Origin of the sequence: Limnohabitans sp. T6-5, assembly GCF_003063315.1 — a bacterium.
In the GTDB taxonomy this organism is placed as follows: domain Bacteria; phylum Pseudomonadota; class Gammaproteobacteria; order Burkholderiales; family Burkholderiaceae_C; genus Limnohabitans_A.
In genome coordinates this window covers 577,022-601,683 of record NZ_NERV01000002.1, presented here as the reverse complement: position 1 = coordinate 601,683, position 24,662 = coordinate 577,022, and the positions used below count along the sequence as shown (strand labels likewise).

General features: G+C 57.1%; 24 protein-coding genes. 19 read left to right on the top strand and 5 right to left on the bottom strand.

Annotated elements, in window-relative coordinates:
* Positions 1-12: 12 nt before the first annotated feature.
* Positions 13-600, bottom strand: a complete 588-nt coding sequence (locus B9Z51_RS08425; protein ID WP_199227486.1) for an HNH endonuclease — start codon at positions 598-600, stop codon at positions 13-15.
* 2 nt (positions 601-602) lie between these two features.
* Positions 603-1,562, bottom strand: coding sequence for a DNA cytosine methyltransferase (locus B9Z51_RS08420; RefSeq protein ID WP_108373632.1), 960 nt, complete (start codon positions 1,560-1,562; stop codon positions 603-605).
* A gap of 179 nt (positions 1,563-1,741) precedes the next feature.
* On the opposite strand from B9Z51_RS08420, the gene B9Z51_RS08415 reads away from it, so the two are divergent.
* The 8 genes from B9Z51_RS08415 (at position 1,742) to B9Z51_RS08375 (ending at position 11,554) form a co-directional block, all read left to right on the top strand.
* Complete coding sequence (locus tag B9Z51_RS08415) at positions 1,742-3,226, top strand: aldehyde dehydrogenase (RefSeq protein WP_108373630.1); 1,485 nt, start codon at positions 1,742-1,744, stop codon at positions 3,224-3,226.
* 19 nt (positions 3,227-3,245) lie between these two features.
* On the top strand, positions 3,246-4,610 hold the full coding sequence (locus B9Z51_RS08410) for an aminotransferase class III-fold pyridoxal phosphate-dependent enzyme (protein WP_108373628.1): 1,365 nt from the start codon (positions 3,246-3,248) through the stop codon (positions 4,608-4,610).
* On the top strand, positions 4,607-5,860 hold the full coding sequence (locus tag B9Z51_RS08405; RefSeq protein WP_108373626.1) for a Tm-1-like ATP-binding domain-containing protein: 1,254 nt from the start codon (positions 4,607-4,609) through the stop codon (positions 5,858-5,860). Before B9Z51_RS08410 ends, B9Z51_RS08405 begins: the two co-directional genes overlap by 4 nt.
* The gene (locus B9Z51_RS08400) at positions 5,857-6,513 is read left to right on the top strand and encodes an HAD-IA family hydrolase (protein WP_108373624.1); all 657 of its coding nucleotides are present in this window, start codon (positions 5,857-5,859) and stop codon (positions 6,511-6,513) included. The genes B9Z51_RS08405 and B9Z51_RS08400 overlap by 4 nt, the downstream gene beginning before the upstream one ends.
* 203 nt (positions 6,514-6,716) lie before the next feature.
* Entirely contained in the window at positions 6,717-7,418 is a 702-nt protein-coding gene (locus tag B9Z51_RS08390) for a GntR family transcriptional regulator (RefSeq protein WP_108373622.1), read from the top strand.
* The gene (locus B9Z51_RS08385) at positions 7,415-8,884 is read left to right on the top strand and encodes a malonyl-CoA decarboxylase (protein WP_108373620.1); all 1,470 of its coding nucleotides are present in this window, start codon (positions 7,415-7,417) and stop codon (positions 8,882-8,884) included. The genes B9Z51_RS08390 and B9Z51_RS08385 overlap by 4 nt, the downstream gene beginning before the upstream one ends.
* Before the next feature lie 47 nt (positions 8,885-8,931).
* A complete protein-coding gene (locus B9Z51_RS08380) occupies positions 8,932-9,927 on the top strand; it encodes a tripartite tricarboxylate transporter substrate binding protein (RefSeq protein WP_108373618.1) in 996 nt (331 codons plus the stop codon).
* Between the two features lie 64 nt (positions 9,928-9,991).
* The gene (locus B9Z51_RS08375; protein WP_108373616.1) at positions 9,992-11,554 is read left to right on the top strand and encodes a malonyl-CoA synthase; all 1,563 of its coding nucleotides are present in this window, start codon (positions 9,992-9,994) and stop codon (positions 11,552-11,554) included.
* Positions 11,555-11,652: 98 nt separating this feature from the next.
* Here the strand turns inward: B9Z51_RS08375 and B9Z51_RS08370 are convergent, their stop codons facing one another.
* Together B9Z51_RS08370 and B9Z51_RS08365 are read right to left on the bottom strand one after the other, a co-directional pair.
* Positions 11,653-12,963, bottom strand: a complete 1,311-nt coding sequence (locus B9Z51_RS08370; RefSeq protein ID WP_158272851.1) for an ABC transporter substrate-binding protein — start codon at positions 12,961-12,963, stop codon at positions 11,653-11,655.
* A 97-nt stretch (positions 12,964-13,060) separates the two neighbouring features.
* Entirely contained in the window at positions 13,061-13,504 is a 444-nt protein-coding gene (locus B9Z51_RS08365; protein WP_108373612.1) for a universal stress protein, read from the bottom strand.
* Positions 13,505-13,610: 106 nt separating this feature from the next.
* On the opposite strand from B9Z51_RS08365, the gene B9Z51_RS08360 reads away from it, so the two are divergent.
* From B9Z51_RS08360 to B9Z51_RS08320, 9 genes are all read left to right on the top strand, one after another.
* Positions 13,611-15,965, top strand: a complete 2,355-nt coding sequence (locus B9Z51_RS08360; RefSeq protein WP_369958817.1) for a heavy metal translocating P-type ATPase — start codon at positions 13,611-13,613, stop codon at positions 15,963-15,965.
* A gap of 10 nt (positions 15,966-15,975) precedes the next feature.
* Positions 15,976-16,113 carry a cbb3-type cytochrome oxidase assembly protein CcoS gene (gene ccoS / locus B9Z51_RS08355; protein ID WP_089960903.1) on the top strand — a complete coding sequence of 46 codons (138 nt, stop codon included), beginning with the start codon at positions 15,976-15,978 and terminating at the stop codon, positions 16,111-16,113.
* A 71-nt stretch (positions 16,114-16,184) separates the two neighbouring features.
* Positions 16,185-17,621: a cytochrome-c oxidase, cbb3-type subunit I gene (ccoN, locus tag B9Z51_RS08350; RefSeq protein ID WP_108373611.1), complete on the top strand. Its 1,437-nt coding sequence runs from the start codon at positions 16,185-16,187 to the stop codon at positions 17,619-17,621.
* A gap of 13 nt (positions 17,622-17,634) precedes the next feature.
* On the top strand, positions 17,635-18,261 hold the full coding sequence (gene ccoO, locus B9Z51_RS08345; protein WP_108373609.1) for a cytochrome-c oxidase, cbb3-type subunit II: 627 nt from the start codon (positions 17,635-17,637) through the stop codon (positions 18,259-18,261).
* A 12-nt stretch (positions 18,262-18,273) separates the two neighbouring features.
* Positions 18,274-18,414: a cbb3-type cytochrome c oxidase subunit 3 gene (locus tag B9Z51_RS08340; protein ID WP_108373608.1), complete on the top strand. Its 141-nt coding sequence runs from the start codon at positions 18,274-18,276 to the stop codon at positions 18,412-18,414.
* A gap of 36 nt (positions 18,415-18,450) precedes the next feature.
* Complete coding sequence (gene ccoP, locus B9Z51_RS08335; protein ID WP_108373606.1) at positions 18,451-19,365, top strand: cytochrome-c oxidase, cbb3-type subunit III; 915 nt, start codon at positions 18,451-18,453, stop codon at positions 19,363-19,365.
* 57 nt (positions 19,366-19,422) lie between these two features.
* Entirely contained in the window at positions 19,423-20,889 is a 1,467-nt protein-coding gene (gene ccoG / locus B9Z51_RS08330) for a cytochrome c oxidase accessory protein CcoG (protein WP_108373604.1), read from the top strand.
* Positions 20,890-20,908: 19 nt separating this feature from the next.
* The gene (locus B9Z51_RS08325) at positions 20,909-21,169 is read left to right on the top strand and encodes a nitrogen fixation protein FixH (protein WP_108373602.1); all 261 of its coding nucleotides are present in this window, start codon (positions 20,909-20,911) and stop codon (positions 21,167-21,169) included.
* A 28-nt stretch (positions 21,170-21,197) separates the two neighbouring features.
* Complete coding sequence (locus B9Z51_RS08320; RefSeq protein WP_108373600.1) at positions 21,198-21,434, top strand: hypothetical protein; 237 nt, start codon at positions 21,198-21,200, stop codon at positions 21,432-21,434.
* A gap of 119 nt (positions 21,435-21,553) precedes the next feature.
* On the opposite strand, the gene fnr is transcribed toward B9Z51_RS08320, so the two are convergent.
* Complete coding sequence (fnr, locus tag B9Z51_RS08315) at positions 21,554-22,276, bottom strand: fumarate/nitrate reduction transcriptional regulator Fnr (RefSeq protein ID WP_108373599.1); 723 nt, start codon at positions 22,274-22,276, stop codon at positions 21,554-21,556.
* 208 nt (positions 22,277-22,484) lie between these two features.
* On the opposite strand from fnr, the gene hemN reads away from it, so the two are divergent.
* Positions 22,485-23,867 carry an oxygen-independent coproporphyrinogen III oxidase gene (gene hemN, locus B9Z51_RS08310; protein ID WP_108373597.1) on the top strand — a complete coding sequence of 461 codons (1,383 nt, stop codon included), beginning with the start codon at positions 22,485-22,487 and terminating at the stop codon, positions 23,865-23,867.
* A 70-nt stretch (positions 23,868-23,937) separates the two neighbouring features.
* Positions 23,938-24,615 (top strand): sulfite exporter TauE/SafE family protein, encoded by a 678-nt coding sequence (locus tag B9Z51_RS08305; protein WP_108373595.1) that lies wholly within the window; start codon positions 23,938-23,940, stop codon positions 24,613-24,615.
* Positions 24,616-24,662 lie beyond the last annotated feature (47 nt).

Genomic DNA, 24,662 nt, shown 5'->3' with positions numbered 1-24,662 from the left:
GGCTCTCAGACTTTACGCTTGCGATTGTTTCGGGAATTTTTTCATCAACCAACGCAAGACTTCCAGTTGGTCTTGCGAAGTGGCACGGCGGACCTGAATCAGCAGTTTCTGTAGATCAGGCCGGGTCAGCGTGGCGTTGGATGCGCCTTCGTTGCAGACCGAGCAGATGGCTCGCAGGTTGGACGGGTCATCGGTGCCGCCCATGCTTTTGTCGATGACGTGTCCCAAGTGCAGGCGCGTTTTTCGGGTGGTGTCATAAGGGTGTGCCTCTCCCGCCACGGCGCCGCACATCTGGCAAGTGAAACCATTGCGATCCAGCACAAAGGCGCGGGTTTCTTTGGAGATGGCTCTGGCAAAAGCAGGTTGGGGCTTTGGCGTTTCCAGAAGGTATTGACCGGGCTTGAGTTCACTTCGGTCGTTGTGCGTCAAGATTTGGTAACCCTCTTCGGTGCGCAGTTCACGAACTCTTCTCGCCCATTCGGATTGGTTGTCGGCCACAAACCTCAATTCTTCGGAGTCCATGATTCGACCGATGTTGGACAGGAAATGCGCTCGCAGCTTGGCCTTGGCACCACCTTTGATTTTGGGATCATTGCTCACGTTCAAGCTCGCTTGAGTTTGGCTTTGGCTGCTGCATGAAGCGCCAGTTGAATTTGTTGTCCTACTGCACATGCGACCGGAGGTGGAAATGCATTGCCGATTTGGCGATAAGCGGCAGTTTTTTTGCCGCTGAATTGCCAATGATCTGGAAAGCCTTGAATGCGAGCAGCCATGCGCACGGTCAAGCGAGGCATGCCAACGAAGTTGGAAGTGGGCAGCTCGTCTGCAATGCCTTTGCCGTCTACACCCAGCGTGGCCCATGCTTTTTTGGCACGTGTAGGCCCCAAATCAGGACCGCCGTGTTTTTTGCTACCGCCAACCAGCGTGGGGGCGATGTCGCAGGCCAGTTCGCGCCAGGCTTTTGCACCTCGCCAGCCATTGGCAGCCATGAGGTCGTACAGTGCTTCGCCTACGGTGGGCGCAGGCTGCAAGCCGGGCGTCGGCCAGTTGAAGAATCGTGAGGCATCTGCCTTCAAGGCGACAAATACCACACGGGGCCTCAGCTGGGGCACGCCAAAATCGCTGGCATTGAGCAAGCGCCACTCAGCGATGTAGCCTAGTTTTTTGAGATCGCTGATGATTTTGGCGCGGTATTCGTCAAACACGGAATCGAGCAGGCCCCGGACGTTTTCCAGCATGACCGCCTGGGGTTTGCATTCGGATACCAGGCGCAAGGCTTCGGGAAACAAATCGCGCTCGTCATCGTTGCCCAGTTGTTTGCCTGCTTTAGAAAAAGGTGGGCAAGGTACACCGCCCGCCAGAAGTTCGACACCCTGCCATTTGCTGGCTGAGAAATGGTGCAAATCACCTTCCACCACATGCCATTGGGGGCGATTGAAGCGCAAGGTTTGGCAGGCTGGCGTTTCAATTTCAACAAGACATGCGTGGTCAAAACCGGCTTGTTCCAAACCCAGCGCTTGGCCGCCAGCGCCTGCGCAAATTTCAATGGAACTGAATGTCATTTGGGATGCCTCGTGAGGTTTTGGGTGCTGTTTAAGTATACAGTGCTTGTGAAAATGCCAGAAGTTGATGTGCCGGATTTTTCGGGTGTTTGGGTAAACCTCATGCTGAGCTTGCGCAGTTTTGATAATCCGTTTGGTGGCGGCTGCGTACGATCCTTGCAACTCAAGGAGTGTGCTGCATGAAACAAGAACAAATCGACGCGCTGCGTCACCAAACCATCCCTGAACAGAGCTTGTTGATCGACGGGCAGTGGGCAGCTGCGGCATCGGGGCAGACGATGCCGGTGGTCTCGCCCATCGACGGGCAGACGCTGTGCAGCATGGCCGCCGCCGGTCAGTCCGACGTCGACCGTGCCGTGCAAGCGGCGCGCCGCACGTTTGAGCAAGGTGTGTGGTCGCGCATGGCACCAGCCGAGCGCAAGAAAATTTTGCACCGCATTGCCGACCGCATCGAAGCGCACCACGCCGAGCTGGCGGTGCTGGGTGTGCGCGACAACGGCACCGAAATCGCCATGGCCTGGAAGGCCGAGCCGGGCAGCGCGGCGGGCACTTTTCGCTATTACGCCGAGTGCGTGGACAAGATCAACGGCGAGATCGCCCCGACGCCTGAGGGCACGCTGGGGCTGATCCACAAGGAAGCGGTCGGCGTGGTCGCGGCCATCGTGCCGTGGAACTTTCCACTCATGATTGGCGCCTGGAAGATCGCCCCGGCTTTGGCGGCAGGCAACTCGGTGGTGCTCAAACCGTCCGAAGACGCGTCGCTGTCCTTACTGCGCCTGGCGCAGCTGTGCCTGGACGCGGGCTTGCCCCCGGGCGTGCTCAACGTGGTCACCGGCACGGGCGCTGTGGCGGGCGAGGCGCTGGCGCGGCACATGGACGTGGACATCCTCACTTTCACCGGCTCTGGCCCGGTGGGGCGCTTGCTGCTCAAGGCTGCGGCCGAGTCCAACCTCAAACGGGTGTACTTGGAGCTGGGCGGCAAGTCGCCCAACATCGTGTTTGACGATGCGGTCGATCTGGCGCAGGCCGCCAAGATGTCGGCCATGGGCATCTTCCGCAACAGCGGGCAGGTGTGCGTGGCGGGCTCGCGCCTTTTGGTGCAGCGCTCGGTGCACGACGAATTTGTCGAGCGCCTGCAAAACATCGCGGCCAGTTTGCGTGTGGGTGACCCGTTGGATGTGACAACGGACATCGGCGCGGTCAGCAGCGCCCGCCAGTTGGCCCGCAACCAGAGCATGCTGGCGCGTGCTTTAGAGCAAGGTGCTCGATTGCGCGCGGGCGGGCAGGTGATCGCGCCCGTGCCTGGAGGCCACTACATGAGCCCCGCGGTGCTGGATGGCGTTCAGCCCGAGATGGACATTGCCCGGCAGGAAGTCTTTGGCCCGGTGCTGGCCGTCATGCCTTTTGACGATGAGGTCCATGCCGTGCGCCTGGCCAACGGCACCGAATACGGCTTGGCTGCAGGGGTTTGGACCGGCAGCCTCTCGCGTGCCCACCGCATGGTGCACGCTATCAAGGCCGGGCTGGTGCATGTGAACACCTATGGCGGTCCGGACATCACCGTGCCGCTGGGCGGCGTGCGGCAGTCGGGCAACGGGCAAGACAAATCGATGCACGCCATGGACAAATACTTGGACCTGAAGACCGCCTGGATTCAGCTCTGAAAAAAACCAAGAGAACACCATGAACAACGACCAACTCAAGGCCGACAACGCGCAATACCTGTGGCACCCGATGGCGCACCCGGGCGCGATGAAAAAATCCACACCTGACATCATTGCCAAAGGCGAGGGCTGCTGGATTTGGGACGTGGACGGCCACAAGATGCTCGACGGCGTGGGGGGTCTGTGGGCCTGCAACCTGGGTCACAGCAACAAGCCGGTGCGCGACGCCATCGTGGCGCAGATGGACGAACTGCCGTTTTACAACGTGTTCCGCGGCACCACCCATGTGCGGGCGATCGAGTTGTCCAAGCGCCTGGTGCAGATGATGCAGCCCGAAGATGTGGCCACGGTCATGTTCTCCAACGGCGGCTCGGACGCGGTGGAGGGTGCCCTGAAAGTGGCGCGCCAGTACTGGAAGCTCAAGGGCCAGGCGGACCGCTTCAAGTTCATCAGCCTGCGCCAGGGCTACCACGGCGTGCACTTTGGCGGCATGAGCGTGAACGGCAACACCAACTTCCGCCGGGCCTACGAGCCGCTGCTGCCCGGGTGTTTTCACATCGACACACCCTGGGCATACCACAACCCCTACACCGATGACCCGATTCGTCTGGGCGAAATCTGCGCCGAATTGCTGGAGCGTGAAATCGTGTTCCAAGGGCCGGACACGGTGGCGGCTTTCATCGCCGAGCCGGTGCAGGGCGCGGGCGGCGTGATCGTGCCGCCCCCCAACTACTGGCCGCTGGTTCGCCAGATTTGTGACAAGTACGGCGTGCTGCTGATCGCCGACGAGGTGGTGACCGGCTTTGGCCGCAGCGGCGAGCTGTTTGGCACGCGCCTGTGGGGCGTGAACGCCGACATGTGGTGCCTGGCCAAGGGCATTTCGTCGGGCTACATCCCGCTGGGGGCCACGGCCATCAACCGCCGCATTGCCGAGGTGTTTGACGCCGACACCACCGGCACGGCCTCGGTCTCGCACGGCTATACCTACAGCGCGCACCCGATCGCAGCCGCGGCGGCGCTCGCCACACTCGACCAGATCGAGGCGCTGGACATTCCGGGCAACGCTGCCCGTGTGGGCGCGCACCTGCAAACCCGCTTGCGCAAGCTGGTGGACACCTGCAGCTTTGTGGGCGATGTGCGTGGCGTGGGCCTGATGCTGGGCATTGAGATGGTGAGTGACAAAGCCAAGCGCACCCCCATGCCCCGCAGCAGCGACATCCCGGCGCGGGTGGCCAAGGCGGCTTACAAGGCGGGTCTGATGGTGCGCATCTCCGGCCCTAACTTGATCCTGTCGCCGCCGTTGGTCATCACCCGCGAGGAGGTCGACTTCATGTGCGATGTGCTCGAAGGCGCGTTTGCCGCTGTGCAGGAGGGCCGCGCATGAAGAGCCCGGTCATCCTCCCTGTCATCTTGATCGTGGGCACGGTGGACACCAAGAGCGACGAGATCGGCTTCATGCGCGAGCAGGTGCAAGCCGCTGGCGGGCAGGCACTGATCATGGACGTGGGGGTGCTGGCCAAGGGGCAGGTGGTCCCGGACATCGCCAACACCGAGGTCGCACAGGCGGCAGGCGTGACGCTCCAGCAGGTGATGGACAGCGGTGACGAAAACAGCGCCATGGCCCTGATGGCCCAAGGTGCGTCGGCGCTGGCTGCCCAACTGCAGCGCGAAGGCCGCATGGACGGCCTCCTGGTGCTGGGCGGCACCATGGGCACCGACCTGGCGCTGGATGTGGCGAGCAGCTTGCCGCTGGGCGTGCCCAAGGTGGTCTTGTCCACGGTGGCGTTTTCTCCCCTCTTGCCGCCCGAGCGCATGCCGCCCGATTTGATGATGGTGCTGTGGGCTGGCGGTTTGTATGGCCTGAATAGCCTGTGCCAATCGGCGCTGGCGCAAGCCGCAGGCGCGGTGGTGGGGGCGTGCCGCGTGGCGCGCGTGCCGCGATTCGATAGGCCGGTGGTTGGCATGACATCGCTGGGATCGAGTTGCCTGAAATACATGGTCCAACTGCAAGCCGAGCTCGATCAGCGCGGGTTTGAGCTGGCGGTGTTCCACACCACGGGCATGGGGGGCAGGGCGTTTGAATCGCTGGCCGCGCAAGGCCAGTTTTCCTGTGTGATGGACTTCAGCCTGCAGGAGATGGTCAACCAGATGGGCGGCTCGGTGGTCAGCGCCGGGCCTGACCGCTTGATGGGTGCAGGCCGCCAAGGCGTGCCGATGATCGTCGCCCCCGGAGCCACCGACCTGGTGGATTACCCGGCCTGGGGTCAGATGCCCGAGCGCTTTGCAGGGCGCCCCTCGCACGACCACAACCGATTGATCGCCTCGGTGGGCATAGACGCCGAGATGCGCCGTGAATTCGCCCGCGAATTGGCCAGCCGCCTGCGACAGGCGCAAGGCCCGGTGCATCTGGTGCTGCCCCTGCAAGGCATTGAAGAGTGGGACCGACCCGGTGCGCCGCTGCACGATGCCGAAGGCCTGGCGGCTTTGATGGACGAATGCAGCCAATGCGACTGGGGCAGGGCCAAGGTCTCGCGCATCGACGCGCACATCAACGATGCCGCCTTTGTGCAGCAGGTGCTGGCCGTGTTTGACGATTGGCTGGCCCGTGGGCTGGTGAAGAAAGACGCGCCATGAACGCACCATCTTCCAAGGCGCTGGTACTCGATTTTGGCGGGGTCATCAGCCGTACCCTGTTTGAAACGCACCCCCAAACCGAGCAGGCCCTGGGCTTGGCGCCGGGCACTTTGACCTGGCAAGGTCCGTTTGATCTGGAAAGGGATGCTTTGTGGCAGGCCATGCAGGCAGGTGACATTTCCGAGCGGGATTATTGGCACCAGCGCACCCGTGAAGTCGGCGCCTTATTGGGGGAGTCCTGGACCGACATGCAAACCTTGGTCAAGCGGGCGCGGGGGGCTGACCCCCAAGCCGTGATCCGGCCCGAAGCGGTGCAGGCCATTCACCAGGCCAAGGCCATGGGCTGCAAGCTGGCCATTTTGTCGAATGAGCTGGATCTGTTTTATGGCCCGGAGTTCAGGCACAAACTGGACTTCATGCCCCTGTTTGATGTGGTGATTGACGCCACCTACACCGGCATCCTCAAGCCGGACGCCAGAGCTTATGCCCTGTGCACCGAGGCCTTGGGGGTGGCGCCCGGCGATTGTGTGTTTGTGGACGATCAACTTCGCAACATCGAAGGGGCTGTTCGCGCGGGCTGGCAAACGGTGCAGCTGGATGTGCGCCAAGCTGCAGCCTCTTACGCACAAGCGCTGGCGCTGCTGCGGCCTTGAGGCCTGGGGCCTGGGGCCTGGGGCCTGGGGCCTGGGGCCTGGGGCCTGGGGCCTGGGGCCTGGGGCCTGGGGCCGATTTTTTGCCCCATTTGCTCGTTCATTTCGGGTTATTACTGAGCTTTTGAAGGCCCGCAGGCCTGTTTTTTCTGCGGTCTTTTGATCATAATTATGCGTAATTACACAAAATTACCGCCCCGAGTTTCATGGCCCAACCGCTCAATTCATTGCATGACCAAGTCGCAAACAAGCTGCGCGACCTGATTTTCAGTGGTGAATTGGCGCCCGGGTCTTTGGTGGACGAAGTCGGTCTGTGCGATGCGTGGTCCATCTCTCGCACGCCTTTGCGCGAAGCCCTCAAGGTGCTCAGTGCAGAAGGGTTGGTGCGGCATGAGCCACGGCGCGGCTGCTTCGTGAATGCGGTGACCGAGCAGGATCTGGATGAAATTTTCCCGGTGATGGCTTTGCTCGAAGGGCGCTGCGCGCATGAAGCGGCCATGCATGCCAGTGACGATGATCTGCTGGCCATGGAGTCCTTGCATGCGCAATTGCAAGCTCATGCCGATGCAGGGCGCATTCCCGATTACTACGCCACCAACCATGTGATTCACGAGGCCATCATTGCCATGGCGGGTAATAAATGGCTGGCGCAGACCATCGCTGATTTGCGAAAAATCCTGAAACTGGCCCGTTTGCAGCAGCTCAATGCGCCAGGCAGACTTGACCAGTCCCTGGCCGAGCATTTGGCCATCTTTGCCGCTTTGAAATTGCGTCAGCCAGAGGCGGCGGAGCAAGCCATGCGTGACCATTTGTTGCACCAACGCGAAGCCCTGCGCACCTGGGCCAAACAGCAAAAGCCCCGGGTTCTGAATGACCAGGGCCTTATCCAAGCGCAAAGTCCAATATGAACACCTCTGAATGGATTGGCCGCAAAGTGGCCGCATGGTTGCCTGCGGGCAAATTGTCAGCGGAAGGCGTGGCGCTGGCCGTGAAACCGGTCAGGGCAGGCAGCCAGGACAAACCCGAACCCACGGCGCGGTCTTCTCGGGAACGCTTGAACGCGACCTTGCGCCAAAAAGAAGAGGCTTTGTCGCCCCGTGTCTTGCGCCGCACGCTGGCCGAGCTGCAAGCGATTGTGGACCCCAGTGTGAGCGAGGTGGAAGGCGGTCGCCGCGCCAAGGCCTTGGCCCAGTGGTACAGCCGGGCCACCCCGCAAGAGCGGCAAGACTGCTGGTTGCTGATGAGCGAACAATTTGCACCCGACGCCAGCAAGGTCAAAGCTGCCCGTGAACACTATGAAGCCGCAGTAGGAACACCCGACGAAGGGGTGGCCGAAATTCGTTTGCGCAAAGCCTTGATTTCGCCGCGCACCCGCTTGCTTCAGCGCTTTGCAGTGTTTCCCGAAGGCATGCGCTTTCTGGTGGATTTGCGGGCGCAATTGCTGCCGGTGCTCAAGGGCAACAAACGGGTTTGGGCGCTGGAGGCGGAGCTGGAGAACCTGTTCACCACCTGGTTTGATGTGGCCTTTCTTGAGCTGCGCCGCATCAGCTGGGATTCCCCTGCCAGCCTGGTTGAAAAGCTCATCAAATACGAAGCGGTGCATGACATCAAGAGCTGGGGCGATGTGAAAAACCGCCTTGATTCGGACCGCCGTTGTTACGGATTTTTTCACCCCAGTCTGCCCGATGAACCTTTGATTTTTGTCGAAGTGGCGTTCATGAACGACATCGCATCCAGCATCACGCCCTTGCTGGACGAATCGGCGGCGGCCGTCGATCTGGCCAAGGCCACGACCGCGATTTTTTATTCCATCAGCAACACGCAAACGGGCTTGAAGGGCGTGAGCTTTGGCGACTCCCTGATCAAGCGTGTGGTCGAAACCTTGCGTGCGGATTTCCCAAAGCTCAAGACTTTTGCCACCTTGTCGCCCATCCCGGGTTTTCGTGCCTGGCTCACCAAAAATGCCGACCGCATGCTCGCGCAAACGCCCGAAAAAATGCAGTCGTCGCTGGGGCGTGCTGTGGGCTTTGAGCCACCTACGGCAGAACATGTGCTGTCGGCCTTGGACAATGTGATCACACTGAACCAGCGTTCGGTTCTGCGTCAATGGTTGCTGGCCTGCGCTGCCCAATACCTGGGCAAGGAGCAGATGGATGGCCGCCCAACCGATCCCGTGGCACGGTTTCATTTGGGCAATGGCGCTCGGGTGGAACAGGTCCATTGGAGCGCTGACCTGTCTGCCAAAGGACTCAAGCAATCGTGGGGCCTGATGGTCAATTACCTCTATGATTTGCGCAAAATTGACAAGCACCGTCAAATGCTGGCGGCCGGCAAGGTGCCCGTGTCCAGCGATGTGGACAGCCTGTATCTGTGACACCCACCGAAGATCGTTAACAAAAACTACCCAGGAGACACACCATCATGAAAAACATCCACACATCCGTTGATCGACGCGATTGGCTCAAATGGGCCATGGCGGCTGGTGCCGCCTCCGCTGCGCCTTCATGGGCCCAATCCACATGGCCAGGCAAGCCTGTGACCTTGATCGTGCCCTTTCCTGCGGGCGGTGGCACCGATGCTTTTGCGCGCCCTTTGTCGGCACAGTTTTCAAAATTGACGGGCAAGCAGCTCATCATCGACAACAAAGGTGGGGCGGGTGGCACTTTAGGCGCCAACGTGGCAGCCAAATCTGCGCCCGATGGCTACAACTTTTTCATGGGCGCGGTGCATCACACGATTGCGCCTTTCATGTACAGCAAACTCGATTACGACCTGGAGCGCGATCTGGTGCCTTTGATCCTGGTGGCCAATGTGCCTCAGGTTCTCGTGGTCAACCCCAAGAAATTCCAGAATGCCGATTTCAAGGCCTTTTTGGACATGCTCAAAAAGAATCCGGGCCAGTTCAACTATGGCTCGGCGGGTGGCGGCACCTCGCACCATTTGGCCGGGGAATTGTTCAAGCTTCAAACCAAAACCTTCATCACCCACATTCCCTACCGGGGGGCTGGTCCTGCCTTGCAGGACCTCATGGCCGGTAATGTGGACATGATGTTTGATGGACTGGGCTCATCGGCGACCCACATCAAGAGCGGTCGCATCAAGGCCATGATGGTCTCGGGCAACAAGCGCAACGCGGCTTTTCCGGATGTGCCTTGCTCCACCGAGTTGGGTTTGCCCGATTACACCGTGTCTACCTGGTACGGCATTTGGGCACCCAAAGGCACGCCGACTGATGCGCAGGCCCGCATGGTGGAAGAGGTGCGCCGTGCTTGTCAGGCCGATGACGCCAAGGCCGTTTGGGCCGGGCAGGGGGCCGACTTCCCCAATCTGACGGGTGCGCAATTTGATGCGTTCATTAAGAAAGAGTTGACCAAGTGGTCCCAGGTGGTCAAGGCCTCGGGCGCCAAGCTTGACTGATGCTTTTGGGGTTTTCAAGCGGGCCTGAGATCGGGCCTTTACTTTTGTCACTGCGATACTTCACATGAGTTCTCACAACCTGTTTTCTGCCCTGCGGGCAGCTTTCCCCTCCGACATGCAGGCCACGGCGGTCGAGACCGATGAAGGTCTGCGCTACTCCTGGCATGACCTGGACAGGGCCACGGCCATGATGGCCAATTTGCTGCATTCGCTGAACTTGCCCGAGGGCAGCCGCGTGGCCGTGCAGGTCGAAAAATCGGTCGAGGCCATGGTGCTGTACCTGGCCACACTGAGGGCGGGTTATGTGTTTTTGCCGCTGAACACGGCTTACCAAAGTGCCGAGATCGCGTACTTCATTGGCAATGCCGAACCGGCTGTGGTGGTGTGCAGTGGTGCCAACTTTGGTTGGGTCAGCAAGATCGCTTTCAAGTCGGGCACACAACATGTGTTCACCCTGAACGATGACCGGACTGGCAGTTTGCTCGACCGAGCCGCGCAGCACAGCGACCAGCACCAGGCGGTGGCGCGTCAGGCCGATGACCTGGCCGCCATTTTGTACACCAGTGGCACCACCGGCCGCAGCAAGGGCGCGATGCTCACACATGGCAACATGCTGAGCAACGCACTCACTCTCAAGGATTACTGGGGTTGGACGGCTATCGGAGGGCCTGAAGGTCGTGGTGATGTGCTGATCCACGCCTTACCCATCTTCCATGTGCATGGGCTGTTTGTGGCCATCCATGGCGCCTTGATCAACGGCAGCAAGATGATCTGGATGGCCAAATTCGACCCCAAGCGCGCCATTGCCCACATGAGCCGTGCCACCGTCTTCATGGGCGTGCCTACGCTGTATGTGCGCATGCTGGCCGAGCCCACCTTGAACAAGGAGACGGTCAAGCACATGCGCCTGTTCATTGCAGGTTCTGCCCCCTTGCTGATTGAGACTTTCACCGAATGGCAAGCGCGCACGGGGCACACCATATTGGAACGCTATGGCATGAGTGAGACGGCCATGCTGACCTCCAATCCCTACTCGGCCGATGCACGGTACGGCAATCAGACAGAGCGTCGCGGTGGTACGGTGGGCTTTCCTTTGCCCGGTGTGTCTTTGCGCGTGCACGGTGACGAGGGGCAGGACTTGCCTGTGGGCGAGATTGGGGGCATCCAGGTCAAGGGGCCGAATGTGTTCAAAGGCTATTGGCGCATGCCTGAAAAAACTGCCGAAGAGTTCACCGCCGACGGCTTTTTCAAAACCGGGGATGTGGGCAAGGTCGATGAGCGGGGCTACGTGACCATCGTGGGCCGAAGCAAGGACCTGATCATCAGCGGCGGCTACAACGTTTACCCCGCAGAAATCGAGGGTTACATCAATGAGATGCCCGGCGTGGCCGAAAGCGCTGTCATCGGTGTGCCGCACCCTGATTTTGGCGAGGTGGGCGTGGCGGTTGTCATTGCCAAACCGGGCGCATCTTTGAAGCCGGAAGCCATCGTGGCTGATTTGAAAGCCAAGCTGGCGAATTTCAAGATTCCCAAGCGCTGTTTTGTGGTGGCCGAGCTGCCGCGCAACACCATGGGCAAGGTGCAAAAAAACCTGTTGCGTGATGAGCACAAGGGCTTGTTTTCCTGACGCCACGATTGGCACTGAGCCATGAAAAAAAGACCGCATAAGCGGTCTTTTTTGCGTCACTTGCAGCGCCAAACATGGGCGCCGAGGCTGCTACGGGATCATTTCAGGTAAGCGTTTTTTTCTTGAATGCGCTGGATGTACTGCCCGGCTTGCTCGGGCGTCATTTCCTGGTTGATCACTTTGACGTTGGCATACCAGAGCTCTTCCTCCATGGAGGGCCAGACGCGGTTGAGTCTTTCCGCATTGATGCGGATGGTGTCATCACATTCTTTGCGCCAGTTCATCATCTCTTGGCCCAAAGGGTCATTGACCGCGACATGGTGCTTGGACAGCGAGAAGAATCCGCTCAAGGTATCTGTCATGAGCTGGGCAAATTCAGGCGAGGCCAACCAGTCCAGGAACTGTTTTGCAGCTTCTGGGTGCCGGGTGTTTTTGTTGATGCCAATACCGAAATCGGGGTGCACTGACAAGTGGCATCGCTGGTTCTTGTTTTCGACAGGGGGTTTGAACACGCCCATGTCGATTTGCTTTTTATAGGCAAAACTGGTGCTGCGCAAAAAGTCGATGTCCCAGGAGCCCGTGGGATAAATGGCCGCATTGCCGGTCGCAAACAAAACCTGCATGTCACTGTTGGACATCTCGTTTTGCTTGGGATGCATATAAGGTTTGAATTGGCTCATCATGCGCCAGACTTTGATGAATTCAGGATCGGTGAATTTCTTGTTGCCATTCAGTAGTCCCTGCCGCGCTTTTTCGCCACCCCAGAAATTAGGACCCATGCCGGTAAATATCACCTGTGTGGACTCCCACATATCGGCCGTACCCAAAGCCAGTGGGGTTGCTTGACCGGCGGCCGCTACTTTTTTCAACCTGTCCATGAATTCGTTCACGGTCTGAGGCGGTTCGATTTGAAGCTGACGGAAGATTTGTTTGTTGTAGAAAATTCCGTGGATGACATAGGCTACGGGTAAGCAATACGTTGTTTTACCATCGTCTGTTGTCCAAGCACGACGGGAATCGGGGCTGAAATTTTCCAGCTGTTTCTCGGTCAATGCCTGCAGGAAGCCCTTGTCGTTCAATCGCAAGCCACCGTCAAAGGGGCGACAAAAAACCACATCACCGGCAACGCGGGTGGAGAGGCGGGAGTACAGTCGACCGTCATAAAGCAGGGCTTCTTCGGGTGCAAATTTCAGACGGATTCCGGGGTGTTTGCGCTGAAATGCAGGAATGATGACCCGATCCCAGAATATTTGGTCGTCTTTTCGCCAGCTTTCAATGACCAGTTCTTGTGCAGACAACGAAGGACTGATGGCGAATGCAATGGAGCCAATCAGCAAGATGGGATGAATCAGACGCCATAAAGCAGACAGCAGGGCGCCAAATGTTTGTCGAAATTGGACAGCAAGCACGCAAGTACTCCTATTTTTCAGGTAATACTATTTTAGTATTGAAGCGACGCTAACTCTTCAATATATCTGGCGTGCCCCATGCGCATGTTGGCGCCGCTCAGCGCAATACCAACACCGGAATATGCGAATGTGTCAGCACTTGTTGGGTCTCGCTGCCCAGCAGCAGCCGCTTGATGCCTTTGCGCCCGTGTGAGGCCATCACAATCAAGTCTGCTTTTTGTTTTTTGGCTGTTGCAATGATGGCGTCCGAGACCACATCTGATTTCACAGTCACCGTTTTAATGGTGACACCTTTGGCGGTGGCAGACTTTTGGACAAGGTTCAGATTGGCTTGGGCGGCATCTGTCCATTGCTTTTCAATGCGAGAGACTTCGGCCGCAGACAAGGGAATGCTGCCTTCGAAGTAGGCCTGAGGATAGCGGGGTACGATTTTCACGGCCACCAGTTCGGCGCCGCATGTGGCGGCAAGTTGAATCGCACTGGCGACGGCTTTTTTAGACAGGGTGGAGCCATCGGTGGCCACAAGGATGCGTTCGTACATAAAGATGCTCCTGATCAGGTTGAAAACTTCAGCTTAAAACCCACAGGCAGGTTTGTGCTTGATACATGTCAAGCTTTGTGTCAGGGCTTTGGCGTATCGTCAGGGCATGACTCATGTCAATGTTTTGACGCCCTCCGCTTTGTCGCTCGTTGCCAAGCCGATGGCCGCGCCTGAAGTGGCGGATACGCAGCGTCTGAAGTTGCTGGATGACCCGCAAGAGTGGGCGGCTTTCAGCTTGCCCGAAAAGGCGCAACCCGGGTGTTGGAGTTCCAGCGTGGTGTTCGAGGGAATGCATTGCGCTGCTTGTGCCATCACGCTGGAAGATGCCTTGCGCACCGTGCCAGGGGTGGAGTCTGTACAAATCAGTGCGGCAAGCCATCGGGGGCGGATTGTTTGGTCCCCTGACCAGACGCGCCCATCCGAATGGATGCAATCGGTCGAGCGTTTGGGTTACAAGGCGATACCGGCCAATGATGCGCATGCACACGAGCGTCGCAGGCAGGAAGCGCGGCGAATGGTGTGGCGTTTGGCGGTGGCTGCACTGTGCATGATGCAAGTGATGATGTATGCCACGCCGGCCTACGTGTCAGAGCCCGGCGACATCACGCCCGACATGCTGCATTTGCTGCGTTGGGCTTCCTGGGTGTTGTCTTTGCCTGTGGTGTTTTTTTCTTGCACGCCTTTCTTGCGCAGTGCCTGGCGAGATTTGCGTCAGCGTCAAGTCAGCATGGATTTGCCCGTGGCCCTGGGCATGGCGGTGACCTTTGTGGTCAGCAGCCTGGGCACCTTTGAGCCGCAGGGGCCTTTCGGTGCGGAGGTGTATTTCGACTCCTTGACCATGTTTGTGTTTTTCTTGCTCTTGGGACGTTGGCTGGAGCTTCGTTTGCGTGACCGCACAGCGGGCGCTTTGGAGGCCGTGCTCAATCGCCTGCCTGACAGTGTTCGCAAGCGCATGCCCGATGGCCAGTGGGAGGTGTTGTCGATACGCCGTTTGGCCGTTGGCGATGTGATCGAAGTGTTTCCTGGTGAGGCTTTGGCTGGTGATGGGCTGGTTGTGGCCGGGCAGACACAGGTGGATGAGGCCTTGTTGACGGGCGAGTCTCGCCCTTTGAGCCGAGCGCCAGGGGACCGTGTGATAGCAGGCAGCCACAATCTGAGCGGCACGATTGAGGTGCGCATTGAGCAAGTGGGCGCGGCCACCCGCTATGCCCAAATAGTGGCCTTGATGGAAAGTGCGTCAGTGTCCAAGCCTTCCATGGCCCTGCTTGTGGATCGTTGGGCCAAGCCTTTTTTGCTGACCGTGTTGCTGGCCTCTTTGGGTTCTGCCATTTATGGGTGGTCGTCAGGCCCGGCGCATGCCTTGATGGTGGCAGTTGCTGTGCTGATCGTGACTTGCCCTTGCGCATTGTCATTGGCTACTCCCGCAGCCATGCTGGCTGCTGCGGGCGCGTTGGCTCGCAGTGGCGTGCTGGTGCGCCGTCTGGAAGCTTTGCAGAATCTGGCGGCAATCGACACGGTGATTTTTGACAAAACCGGCACCTTGACTCTGGATACTTTTGAAGTGTCCGAGATCCATACCCGCGAGGGGGTGACCGGCGCGCAGGCCCTGCAATGGGCTTCGACCCTGGCTCGCCATTCCTTGCACCCGGTGTCACGCGCTTTGTGGTCTGAGGCGCGCCGCCAAGCGGAAGTCATCGGGCAATTGCCTGCACTTGAAGCCATGACGGCGCAAGACGTTTCCGAGTTGCCGGGAGCAGGGGTAAGCGGCGTCTTGCCCCTATCAAGTCATGTGAACCTGACTTTGCGTTTAGGCTCTGCAGTGTTTTGTGTTGCGCCAGCCTTTGGTGGGCATCATTTGAAGGTCAGCCTGGCAGATGCCGACGGTTGGCTGGCCACCTTTGAACTGGTTGAAGAGGTGCGCCCTGAAGCTGCGCAGGTGGTTAAGCAATTGCAGCAGTTGGGCTTGCATGTTCGGGTGTTGTCTGGCGATGCCCAAAGCGCGGTGGATCCGGTGGCGAGTATGGTCGGTATAGGTCAAGGGCAGGGCGCTTGCAGCCCTCAAGACAAATTGCATGCAGTGCAAACATTGCAGGCTCAAGGCCACCTCGTTGCCATGGTGGGTGATGGCTTGAATGATGGCCCGGTCCTGGCTGGGGCTGATGTATCTTTTGCTTTGGGGCAAGCGGTGCCTCTCGCGCAATCGAAGGCCGATTTCGTGTTGATGGGAGGGCAATTGACCGTTTTGGTGCCCACTCTCTTGCGCAGTCGTCAGACGCTGCGCATTGTCAAGCAAAACCTCATTTGGGCAGCACTCTACAACGCTGCCTGCATTCCTTTGGCCTTATTGGGTTACTTGCCAGCCTGGGCCGCTGGCTTGGGCATGGCTTTGAGTTCCTTGCTGGTGGTGCTCAATGCTTTGCGCCTGGCACAGGATCTGGGCGCGGTTACTTTAAAAGATTGAGTCATTTCCAATGGACATCCTGTATTTGTTGATTCCCTTGTCGGTTGGGTTGGTCTTTTTCATCCTTGCTGGCTTGTGGTGGGCGATTCACAGAGGTCAATTTGAGGATATTGAGGCTGAAGGCGAGCGTATTTTGCGAAACGATTGATTTTGATCAAGAGGTCCAGGTGTATACCGGGGCAAACTTGCCATGAAGTTTTTAAAAAAGAAGAGGTGAAAATGAAATTTGCCAATATGCAGGCGACTTCTTACAACGACACCGTTGTAAGGCAGTTCGCCATCATGACGGTGGTTTGGGGTGTGGTGGGCATGCTGGTTGGCGTGATCATCGCGGCCCAGCTGACCTGGCCCGAGTTGAATCTGGGCATTCCATGGCTCAGTTATGGCCGCTTGCGACCGCTGCACACCAATGCGGTAATTTTTGCGTTTGGCGGTTGCGGCTTGTTCGCAGCGGCTTATTACGTGGTGCAGCGCACTTGCAATGTCCGTTTGTTCAACGACAAACTGGCCGCTTTCACCTTTTGGGGTTGGCAATTGGTCATCTTGTTGGCCGCCATTTCCTTGCCACTGGGCTACACCCAAGGCAAAGAATATGCCGAACTCGAATGGCCCATTGACATCCTGATCACGCTGGTCTGGGTGGCGTTTGCTGTGGTGTTCTTTGGCACTGTGGGCACGCGCAAGGTCCGTCACATCTATGTGGCCAACTGGTTCTTTGGCGCGTTCATCATCGCCGTGGCTTTGCTGCACCTGGTCAACAGCGCTGCGTTGCCCGTGGGTACGTTCAAGTCCTACTCGGCCTACGCCGGTGTGCAGGACGCCATGGTGCAGTGGTGGTATGGCCACAACGCGGTGGGCTTCTTCTTGACCGCAGGCTTCCTGGGCATGATGTATTACTTCATCCCCAAGCAAGCCGAGCGCCCTGTGTACTCGTATCGCCTGTCGATCGTTCACTTCTGGGCCCTGATCTTCACTTACATGTGGGCCGGTCCTCACCACCTGCACTACACCGCTTTGCCTGACTGGACCCAGTCGATCGGCATGGTCTTCTCATTGATCCTTTTGGCACCCAGCTGGGGCGGCATGATCAACGGCATCATGACCTTGTCAGGCGCTTGGCACAAACTGCGTGACGATCCGATCTTGCGTTTCCTGATCGTGTCCCTGTCTTTCTACGGCATGTCGACCTTCGAAGGCCCGATGATGTCCATCAAGACCGTGAACGCTTTGAGCCACTACACAGACTGGACCGTGGGCCACGTGCATTCGGGTGCCTTGGGTTGGGTGGGTCTGGTGACCATGGGTTCGATGTACTACCTGATTCCCCGCCTGTTCGGCCAGAAAAAGATGTACAGCGTCAAAGCGATTGAAATTCACTTCTGGACGGCCACCATCGGCATCGTGATTTACATCGCTGCGATGTGGATTGCCGGTGTGATGCAGGGTCTGATGTGGCGCGCCATCAACGCCGACGGCACCTTGACCTACACCTTCGTTGAGTCGGTCAAAGCCACCTTCCCGTTCTATGTGTTGCGTTTGCTGGGTGGTTTGTTGTACCTGGGCGGCATGGTGATCATGCTGTGGAACACGATCAAGACGGCCACACAAGGTCGCTCGGTTGAAGTTCAGATTCCTAGCTTGACAGCTCACGCCTGAGGAGAAATAAAACATGGCTGAAAACCAAAAATCGGGCGGTATGTCCCACGAGAAAATCGAAACCAGCAACTTCTTGATGATCGTGTTGATCCTCATCGTGTTGCTGTTCGGTGGCATGGTTGAAATCGTGCCGCTGTTCTTCCAGAAGTCGACCACCCAGCCTGTGGAAGGCCTCAAGCCCTACACCGCGCTGCAAGTGGCCGGTCGTGATGTGTATGTGCGTGAAGGTTGCTACAACTGCCACTCACAGATGATCCGTCCATTCCGTGCTGAAACGCTGCGCTACGGCCCTTACTCCGTGGCTGGCGAGTTCGTGTACGACCACCCCTTCCAGTGGGGCTCCAAGCGCACAGGTCCTGACTTGGCGCGTGTGGGCGGTCGTTACAGCGACGAATGGCACCGCATTCACTTGAACAACCCACGCGATGTGGTGCCCGAGTCGAACATGCCTGCGTATGCCTGGCTTGAAAAGAACGCTGTGGATGGTGCCAGCTTGCCTGCCCACATGAAAGGTCTGCGCACTTTGGGCGCGCCTTACAGCGACGAGGAAATTGCCAAGGCAACGGAAGACGTCAAGGGTAAAACCGAACTGGATGCTGTGATCGCCTACCTGCAAGGTATGGGCATCCACCGCAAGTGAACGGAGAAAGCCATGGACATCAATATCCTGCGCTCCATTGTGACCGTGCTCACCTTTGCCATCTTCATGGGCATCATCTGGTGGGCCATGTCACGCCGTAACCAGGCCAACTTTGACGAAGCGGCGCAACTGCCGTTTCGTCAGGATGACTGAATCGTCCTCAGCACATAAAAAATTAAAGGAATCGAAATGAGTGACTTCATCAGCAATTTCTGGCACTTGTATGTGGCCGGCATTTCGCTTGTCAGCATCATTGCCTGCCTGATCCTGCTTTGGTTCAGCGGTAAGGCCAAAGCCATGACGGCCAACGACAACACCACCGGGCACGTTTGGGACGGTGATCTGCGTGAAATGAACAACCCCTTGCCTCGCTGGTGGGTGGGCTTGTTCATCATCACCATCATTTTTGCTTTTGTGTATTTGGCCATGTACCCCGGCGCTGGTCACAACGCTGGCAAGTTCGGCTGGACCTCTGCCGGTCAGTACGACGCTGAAGTGGCCAAAGCCAATGCCGAAGTGGCGCCTTTGTACGCCAAGTTCGCAGGCATGTCTGCCGAAGAAGTGTCCAAAGACCCTCAGGCCATGGCCATTGGTGACCGCTTGTTCATGAACAATTGCGCCCAGTGCCACGGCTCGGACGCACGCGGCAGCAAAGGCTTTCCCAACCTGACCGATTCAGATTGGTTGCATGGCGGATCGCCCGAGAAAATCAAGGAAACCTTGGTGCAGGGTCGCATGGGCAACATGCCTCCCATGGCTGCTGCTGTGGGCACGCCTGAAGATGTGCGCAATGTGGCCCACTATGTGCTCAGCCTGTCGGGCAGCCCTCATGATTCACTGCGTGCATCGTTGGGTAAATCTAAGTTCGGTGCTTGTGCCGCCTGTCACGGCATGGATGGCAAAGGCAACCAGGCTTTGGGCGCGCCCAACCTGACCGATGACATCTGGTTGCATGGGTGGGGTGAAAACGCCATCGTCAACATGATCAACAACGGTAAGGTCAATCAAATGCCTGCACAGGCCTCCAAGTTGACGGAAGGCCAGATCCATGTGTTGGCCTCTTATGTGTGGGGCTTGTCCAACAAGCCTGCACAAGCCAAGTAAGTTGTGAATTGAATCAAGACACCCCATTGGGTGTCTTGTTTTTTGAAGGTACATGTTTTGGACTCGCAAGAAAATCTTCCTCGAAAAATTGTTCCCATCGTTCCTGTGAACGATGCATCCAATTCTGAGGATGAGGTGCAGATGGTTTCGCTGTATGCAGCGACACAAAAGATTTACCCACGCAGCGTGCAAGGCATTTTTGCCAAATGGCGCTGGATGATGGTGTTCATCACACAACTGGTTTTTTATGGCTTGCCCTGGATTGAATGGGGTCAGCGTCAGGCGGTGCTTTTTGATTTGGGGGCGCGCCGTTTTTACATTTTTGGTTTTGTTCTGTATCCGCAGGACTTCATTTACTTGACTGCGATCCTGGTGATCTCGGCTTTTTCACTGTTCTTGTTCACTGCCGTTGCCGGTCGTTTGTGGTGCGGTTATGCCTGTCCGCAAACTGTGTACAGTGAAATTTTCATGTGGGTGGAACGCAAGGTCGAAGGTGAGCGCAGTGCCCGCATCCGGCTTGATGGCGAAAAAATGTCGCTCGAAAAGCTGGTTAAGAAAACTTACAAGCACATCATTTGGCTGGGTTTGTCAATCTGGACAGGATTCACCTTTGTGGGTTATTTCACCCCCATCAAAGAGCTGGGCATGGAGTTTTTCCTGGGCAACATGGGCTCATGGGAAATTTTCTGGGTCTTCTTCTATGGCTTTGCCACCTATGGCAATGCTGGTTTCATGCGCGAGCAAGTCTGCAAGTACATGTGCCCCTATGCGCGCTTCCAGAGCGCCATGTTTGACAAAGACACCTTGATCGTGACCTACGATGCCGAACGTGGGGAACCGCGTGGTGCACGTTCCAAAAAGGCCGATCCCGCCACACTGGGTTTGGGCGCTTGTGTCGATTGCACTTTGTGTGTGCAGGTCTGCCCGACGGGCATCGATATCCGCAAAGGCTTGCAATACGAATGCATTGGTTGTGGCGCCTGTGCTGATGTGTGTGACACCGTCATGGACAAGGTGGGTTATCCGCGCGGCTTGGTCAAATACTCAACCGAAAACGCCATGAAGAACCACTGGACGAAGGAGCAAACTTGGCGCCATGTCTTCCGGCCTCGCGTGCTGCTCTACATGGGTATTCTGGCGGTGGTGGTGATGGCTTTGATGACCAGTCTGGGATTGCGCAAACCTTTCAAGGTGGACGTGGTGCGTGATCGTGCTTCATTGGCCCGCATCGTATCGGGCGGCAAGATTGAAAACGTGTATCGCTTGCAAATCATGAATGCGGCAGAGAAAGCTCTGAGTTTCCATCTTGAAGTGGAAGGTTTGCACGGACTGGAGTTGGCAACCGAATCGAATGTTACGGTAGCCTCCACCGAGTCGCGCTGGATATCTGTGCGTTTGCAGCTGCCCTACGATGTGGCGCAGCCTGGCTCACACCCAATTGAATTTCATATCAAGTCGGCTGACGACAGCGGACAATCGGTCAGCGAATTGAAGGAAAAATCTGTTTTCCTGGTTCCTCGCTGATATGTTCATAAGGCGCCTCATGTCTGAAAAATCTGTGAAAACCATGACCACTCGCCGCTGGTGGTCTTATGGGTATGTGTGGTTGGTCATTGCCGGGCCGTTGCTGGTGGTCATTGCCAGCTTCGTGACTTTTTATCTGGCAGCGCATGGTCAAGATCCCGTGTTGTCCACACACGTCGAAGCATCAGACGTGGCAGGCGGCAATACGCTGGCGCCCGCCGTGCAAGCCAGAAACCATGCGGCAACGGGTGAGTTGCCTGTCAAAGAGTCCAAAAAATAGGCCTACAGGCCATCCAAGGAGACAAGAAATGTTTGCTCAACGAATGATGTGGATTGCCTGGCCTGCTTTTTTAGTGGCAGGGCTCCTCGAGATTTTGGTGTTTGGTCTGGTGGATCCAGCGGATCTTCATTGGTTTGGTCAACCGCTGGCTTTATCTCGGCAGGGCGTGTACACCTTGGCATTTTTTGCTTTTTGGGTTTTGACCATGGCGTCCAGTGGCTTGACGGCTTTGTTGTCCATGTCATCCTTTGAGGTCAACCGTTGACCCGTTCCTTCGGATGAGCGGCCCAAGGATTGTCATCGTGCTGAAGGTCGCTGTTGAGGGGGTTGGAAACAAGAAGAGGGGTGCCATGCCCCTCTTCTTGTTGGTGAAATGAACAGTTTTCAGTGGCAGTGTGCAGGGTTGTTGACCAAGCGTTGTAGACCTTCGGTGCTCAAGATACGCACATGGCGCTGTTTGACTTCCACAATGTCTTCCTCCACGAATTTGGAAAAAGTTCGGCTCACAGTTTCCAGCTTCAGGCCCAAATAGCTGCCAATTTCTTCACGGGTCATGCGCAAGACCAATTCGGATTGGGAAAATCCCCGTGCGTGCAAACGTTGCACCAGATTCAGTAAAAAGGCGGCTAGTCGTTCCTCTGCCCGCATGCTGCCCAGCAGCAACATCACACCGTGTTCACGCACAATTTCACGGCTCATGATTTTGTGGACATGGGTTTGCAAAGCGGTGACTTCACGCGAAAGCTCCTCAATGCGGTCGAAAGGCATGACGCAGACTTCGGCATCTTCCAGGGCCACGGCATCACAGGTGTGCTGGTCGTTCACGATGCCATCGAGGCCAATAATTTCGCCAGCCATCTGAAAGCCCGTGACCTGGTCACGTCCATCTTCAGTCGCCAGACAAGTCTTGAAAAAGCCTGTGCGAATGGCATACAAGGACGTGAATTTTTCCCCATTGGTGAACAAAGTGCTCCCGCGTTTGATCTTTCGTCGAACGGCCACCAGATCGTCCAGTCGATTGAGGTCATGTTCATTCAGGCCCAAGGGCATACACAGCTCACGCAAATTGCAGTTGGAGCAGGCGACTTTGATGGCTTGCGGATTCATGGTTTACCTCGTTCTAGACGATTTTATTTGCCTTGGATCAAGTCTTGAGCTTAATACGAAAAGTGCCTTGGTCTTGAGGGTATACCCTGAAACAGTCAAAGCCACATCAAACAATTAGCTGGATTGACTTGTGTCAAAACTTGTCAATGAACTTGCGGGCACATTAAATAGTTCATTTTGAAGATCATTTTGTTAAAGAGCTGGCCCTATGTCCCTTATCACGCCTGATTTGTTGACTCGTTTCGATGTGCCGGGACCGCGCTACACCTCCTATCCGACGGCCGATCGATTTGTGGAAGCTTTTGGTGAGGTCGACTATTTGCAAGCACTGGATCAACGCAGAGCGGGTGTGGTGGGCAACAATTTGCCGTTGTCGCTGTATGTGCACATCCCGTTTTGTGAGTCGCTTTGCTATTACTGTGCTTGCAACAAAATCATCACCAAGCACAAAGATCGGGCCGAAACCTATCTGCGTTACCTGACCCGTGAAGTTGAGTTGCACACAGCTCATTTGGGGGTGGGGCAGTCGGTCAGTCAATTGCATTTGGGTGGCGGTACACCGACTTTTTTGAGTGACGATGAACTGCGCGAATTGATGGCGATGCTCCATCGTCATTTTGAATTTGTGCCGGGAGGCGAATATTCGGTCGAAGTCGATCCACGTACTGTGGACGAAAACCGTTTGGCTGCTCTGGCTGAACTGGGTTTTAACCGCTTGAGTTTCGGTGTCCAGGATTTTGATTCAGCTGTCCAAAAAGCCATCCATCGCATTCAACCTGCTGAGCAGGTTTTTACATTGGTGGCGGCGGCTCGGCGACTGGGCTTTGAGTCCGTCAATGTGGATCTGATTTATGGCTTGCCTTTGCAGACCCCGGAATCATTTGACAGAACCTTGCTGCAGGTCAATGAGCTGCGTCCAGACCGCATTGCGCTTTACGCCTATGCCCATTTACCCGAGCGCTTCAAGCCTCAGCGGCGCATCCATGCCGCTGAATTGCCCTCTGGAGGTGCCAAGGTGGCCATGCTGGCCCGCTCCATGGATGCATTCATCGACGCTGGTTACGTGTATGTCGGCATGGACCACTTTGCTTTGCCCACAGATGCTTTGGCGGTGGCCAAGCGGCAGGGCCGTTTGCATCGCAATTTCCAGGGGTACAGCACGCAAGCTGATTGCGATCTGATCGCTCTGGGGGTTTCATCGATTGGCCGTATTGGCGCGACCTACAGTCAAAACGCCAAGACCCTGGAAGAGTATTGCGACTTGCTCGATCAAGGCCATTTGCCTGTTGTGCGGGGGCTGGCCTTGACGCGTGATGACCTGATTCGCCGTGCGGTGATCATGGCGTTGATGTGTCAGGGGCAGTTGCAGTTTGAATCGATTAATCTGGCTTGGCTGGTTGATTTCAAGGCCTACTTTGCTCACGAGCTGAAGCAACTGCAGGACATGGAGTCGCAAGGCTTGGTGCAATTGAACGATGCGGGTATTCAAGTGACTGCGATGGGCTGGTTCTTTGTGCGTGGTGTGGCCATGGTGTTTGACCGTTATGTACAAGCCGACCGCAATCGCTCACGTTTTTCAAAAATCATCTGAGCACACGATTGTGCGCCAGTAGAGGGTGCATGGTCGGGTTCGGCTATGCTGGATTGAATACGGAAAAGCAATGCAAAGTTCTTTGGCACTGACCGCTTTGATGATGGGGCTGCTGGGTGGTCCCCATTGCGTGGCCATGTGTGGCGCGGCTTGCGCAGGTTTTGGGCAGGCGGCTGGCGAGCAGCGTGGGCAGGCCTTGTTGATGTTTCAGATGGGGCGCATTGTCGGCTACTCCTTGCTCGGCGCTTTGGCAGCCGCCAGCGTGCAGGGCTTGGGCTGGCTCACCACCCAATCTGCCGCCATTCGTCCCGTTTGGACATTGTTGCATCTTGCGGCTTTGACCTTGGGGATGCTGCTCATGGTGCAAGCACGTCAACCCGTTTGGCTGGATGGCGCCGCCAGAAAATTGTGGGCCAAGGTCAAGGCTTTCAATGCGCGCTGGGGACGTTTTGCACCCTGGATTGTGGGGGGGCTGTGGGCATTGATGCCCTGTGGGTTGCTCTATTCAGCCCTGATGGTGGCTGCATTGACCAGTCACCCTCTGGATGGGGCCTTGACCATGGGCTTGTTTGCATTGGGCAGCAGCCTCAGTCTGTGGGCTGGGCCATGGCTGTTTTTGCGCATGCAGTCTTTGGGGGATGGCGCGTGGGGCATGCGCCTTGCGGGATTGGCTTTGGCTGGCGTGTCTGTTTGGGCTTTGTGGATGGGCTTGTTTAATGACCAGGCACCTTGGTGCGTTACACCCTGATACCAAGCACTCGCCCGGAAAGGCTCGGCGCCCATCGTGTACTCAGA

Bases quoted from the DNA above. Each gene is read 5' to 3' on its own strand.
- B9Z51_RS08420 (WP_108373632.1), bottom strand. From the start codon at position 1,562: ATGACATTCAGTTCCATTGAAATTTGCGCAGGCGCTGGCGGCCAAGCG.
- B9Z51_RS08415 (WP_108373630.1), top strand. From the start codon at position 1,742: ATGAAACAAGAACAAATCGACGCGCTGCGTCACCAAACCATCCCTGAA.
- B9Z51_RS08410 (WP_108373628.1), top strand. From the start codon at position 3,246: ATGAACAACGACCAACTCAAGGCCGACAACGCGCAATACCTGTGGCAC.
- B9Z51_RS08405 (WP_108373626.1), top strand. From the start codon at position 4,607: ATGAAGAGCCCGGTCATCCTCCCTGTCATCTTGATCGTGGGCACGGTG.
- B9Z51_RS08400 (WP_108373624.1), top strand. From the start codon at position 5,857: ATGAACGCACCATCTTCCAAGGCGCTGGTACTCGATTTTGGCGGGGTC.
- B9Z51_RS08390 (WP_108373622.1), top strand. From the start codon at position 6,717: ATGGCCCAACCGCTCAATTCATTGCATGACCAAGTCGCAAACAAGCTG.
- B9Z51_RS08385 (WP_108373620.1), top strand. From the start codon at position 7,415: ATGAACACCTCTGAATGGATTGGCCGCAAAGTGGCCGCATGGTTGCCT.
- B9Z51_RS08380 (WP_108373618.1), top strand. From the start codon at position 8,932: ATGAAAAACATCCACACATCCGTTGATCGACGCGATTGGCTCAAATGG.
- B9Z51_RS08375 (WP_108373616.1), top strand. From the start codon at position 9,992: ATGAGTTCTCACAACCTGTTTTCTGCCCTGCGGGCAGCTTTCCCCTCC.
- B9Z51_RS08365 (WP_108373612.1), bottom strand. From the start codon at position 13,504: ATGTACGAACGCATCCTTGTGGCCACCGATGGCTCCACCCTGTCTAAA.
- B9Z51_RS08360 (WP_369958817.1), top strand. From the start codon at position 13,611: ATGACTCATGTCAATGTTTTGACGCCCTCCGCTTTGTCGCTCGTTGCC.
- ccoS (WP_089960903.1), top strand. From the start codon at position 15,976: ATGGACATCCTGTATTTGTTGATTCCCTTGTCGGTTGGGTTGGTCTTT.
- ccoN (WP_108373611.1), top strand. From the start codon at position 16,185: ATGAAATTTGCCAATATGCAGGCGACTTCTTACAACGACACCGTTGTA.
- ccoO (WP_108373609.1), top strand. From the start codon at position 17,635: ATGGCTGAAAACCAAAAATCGGGCGGTATGTCCCACGAGAAAATCGAA.
- B9Z51_RS08340 (WP_108373608.1), top strand. From the start codon at position 18,274: ATGGACATCAATATCCTGCGCTCCATTGTGACCGTGCTCACCTTTGCC.
- ccoP (WP_108373606.1), top strand. From the start codon at position 18,451: ATGAGTGACTTCATCAGCAATTTCTGGCACTTGTATGTGGCCGGCATT.
- B9Z51_RS08325 (WP_108373602.1), top strand. From the start codon at position 20,909: ATGTCTGAAAAATCTGTGAAAACCATGACCACTCGCCGCTGGTGGTCT.
- B9Z51_RS08320 (WP_108373600.1), top strand. From the start codon at position 21,198: ATGTTTGCTCAACGAATGATGTGGATTGCCTGGCCTGCTTTTTTAGTG.
- fnr (WP_108373599.1), bottom strand. From the start codon at position 22,276: ATGAATCCGCAAGCCATCAAAGTCGCCTGCTCCAACTGCAATTTGCGT.
- hemN (WP_108373597.1), top strand. From the start codon at position 22,485: ATGTCCCTTATCACGCCTGATTTGTTGACTCGTTTCGATGTGCCGGGA.
- B9Z51_RS08305 (WP_108373595.1), top strand. From the start codon at position 23,938: ATGCAAAGTTCTTTGGCACTGACCGCTTTGATGATGGGGCTGCTGGGT.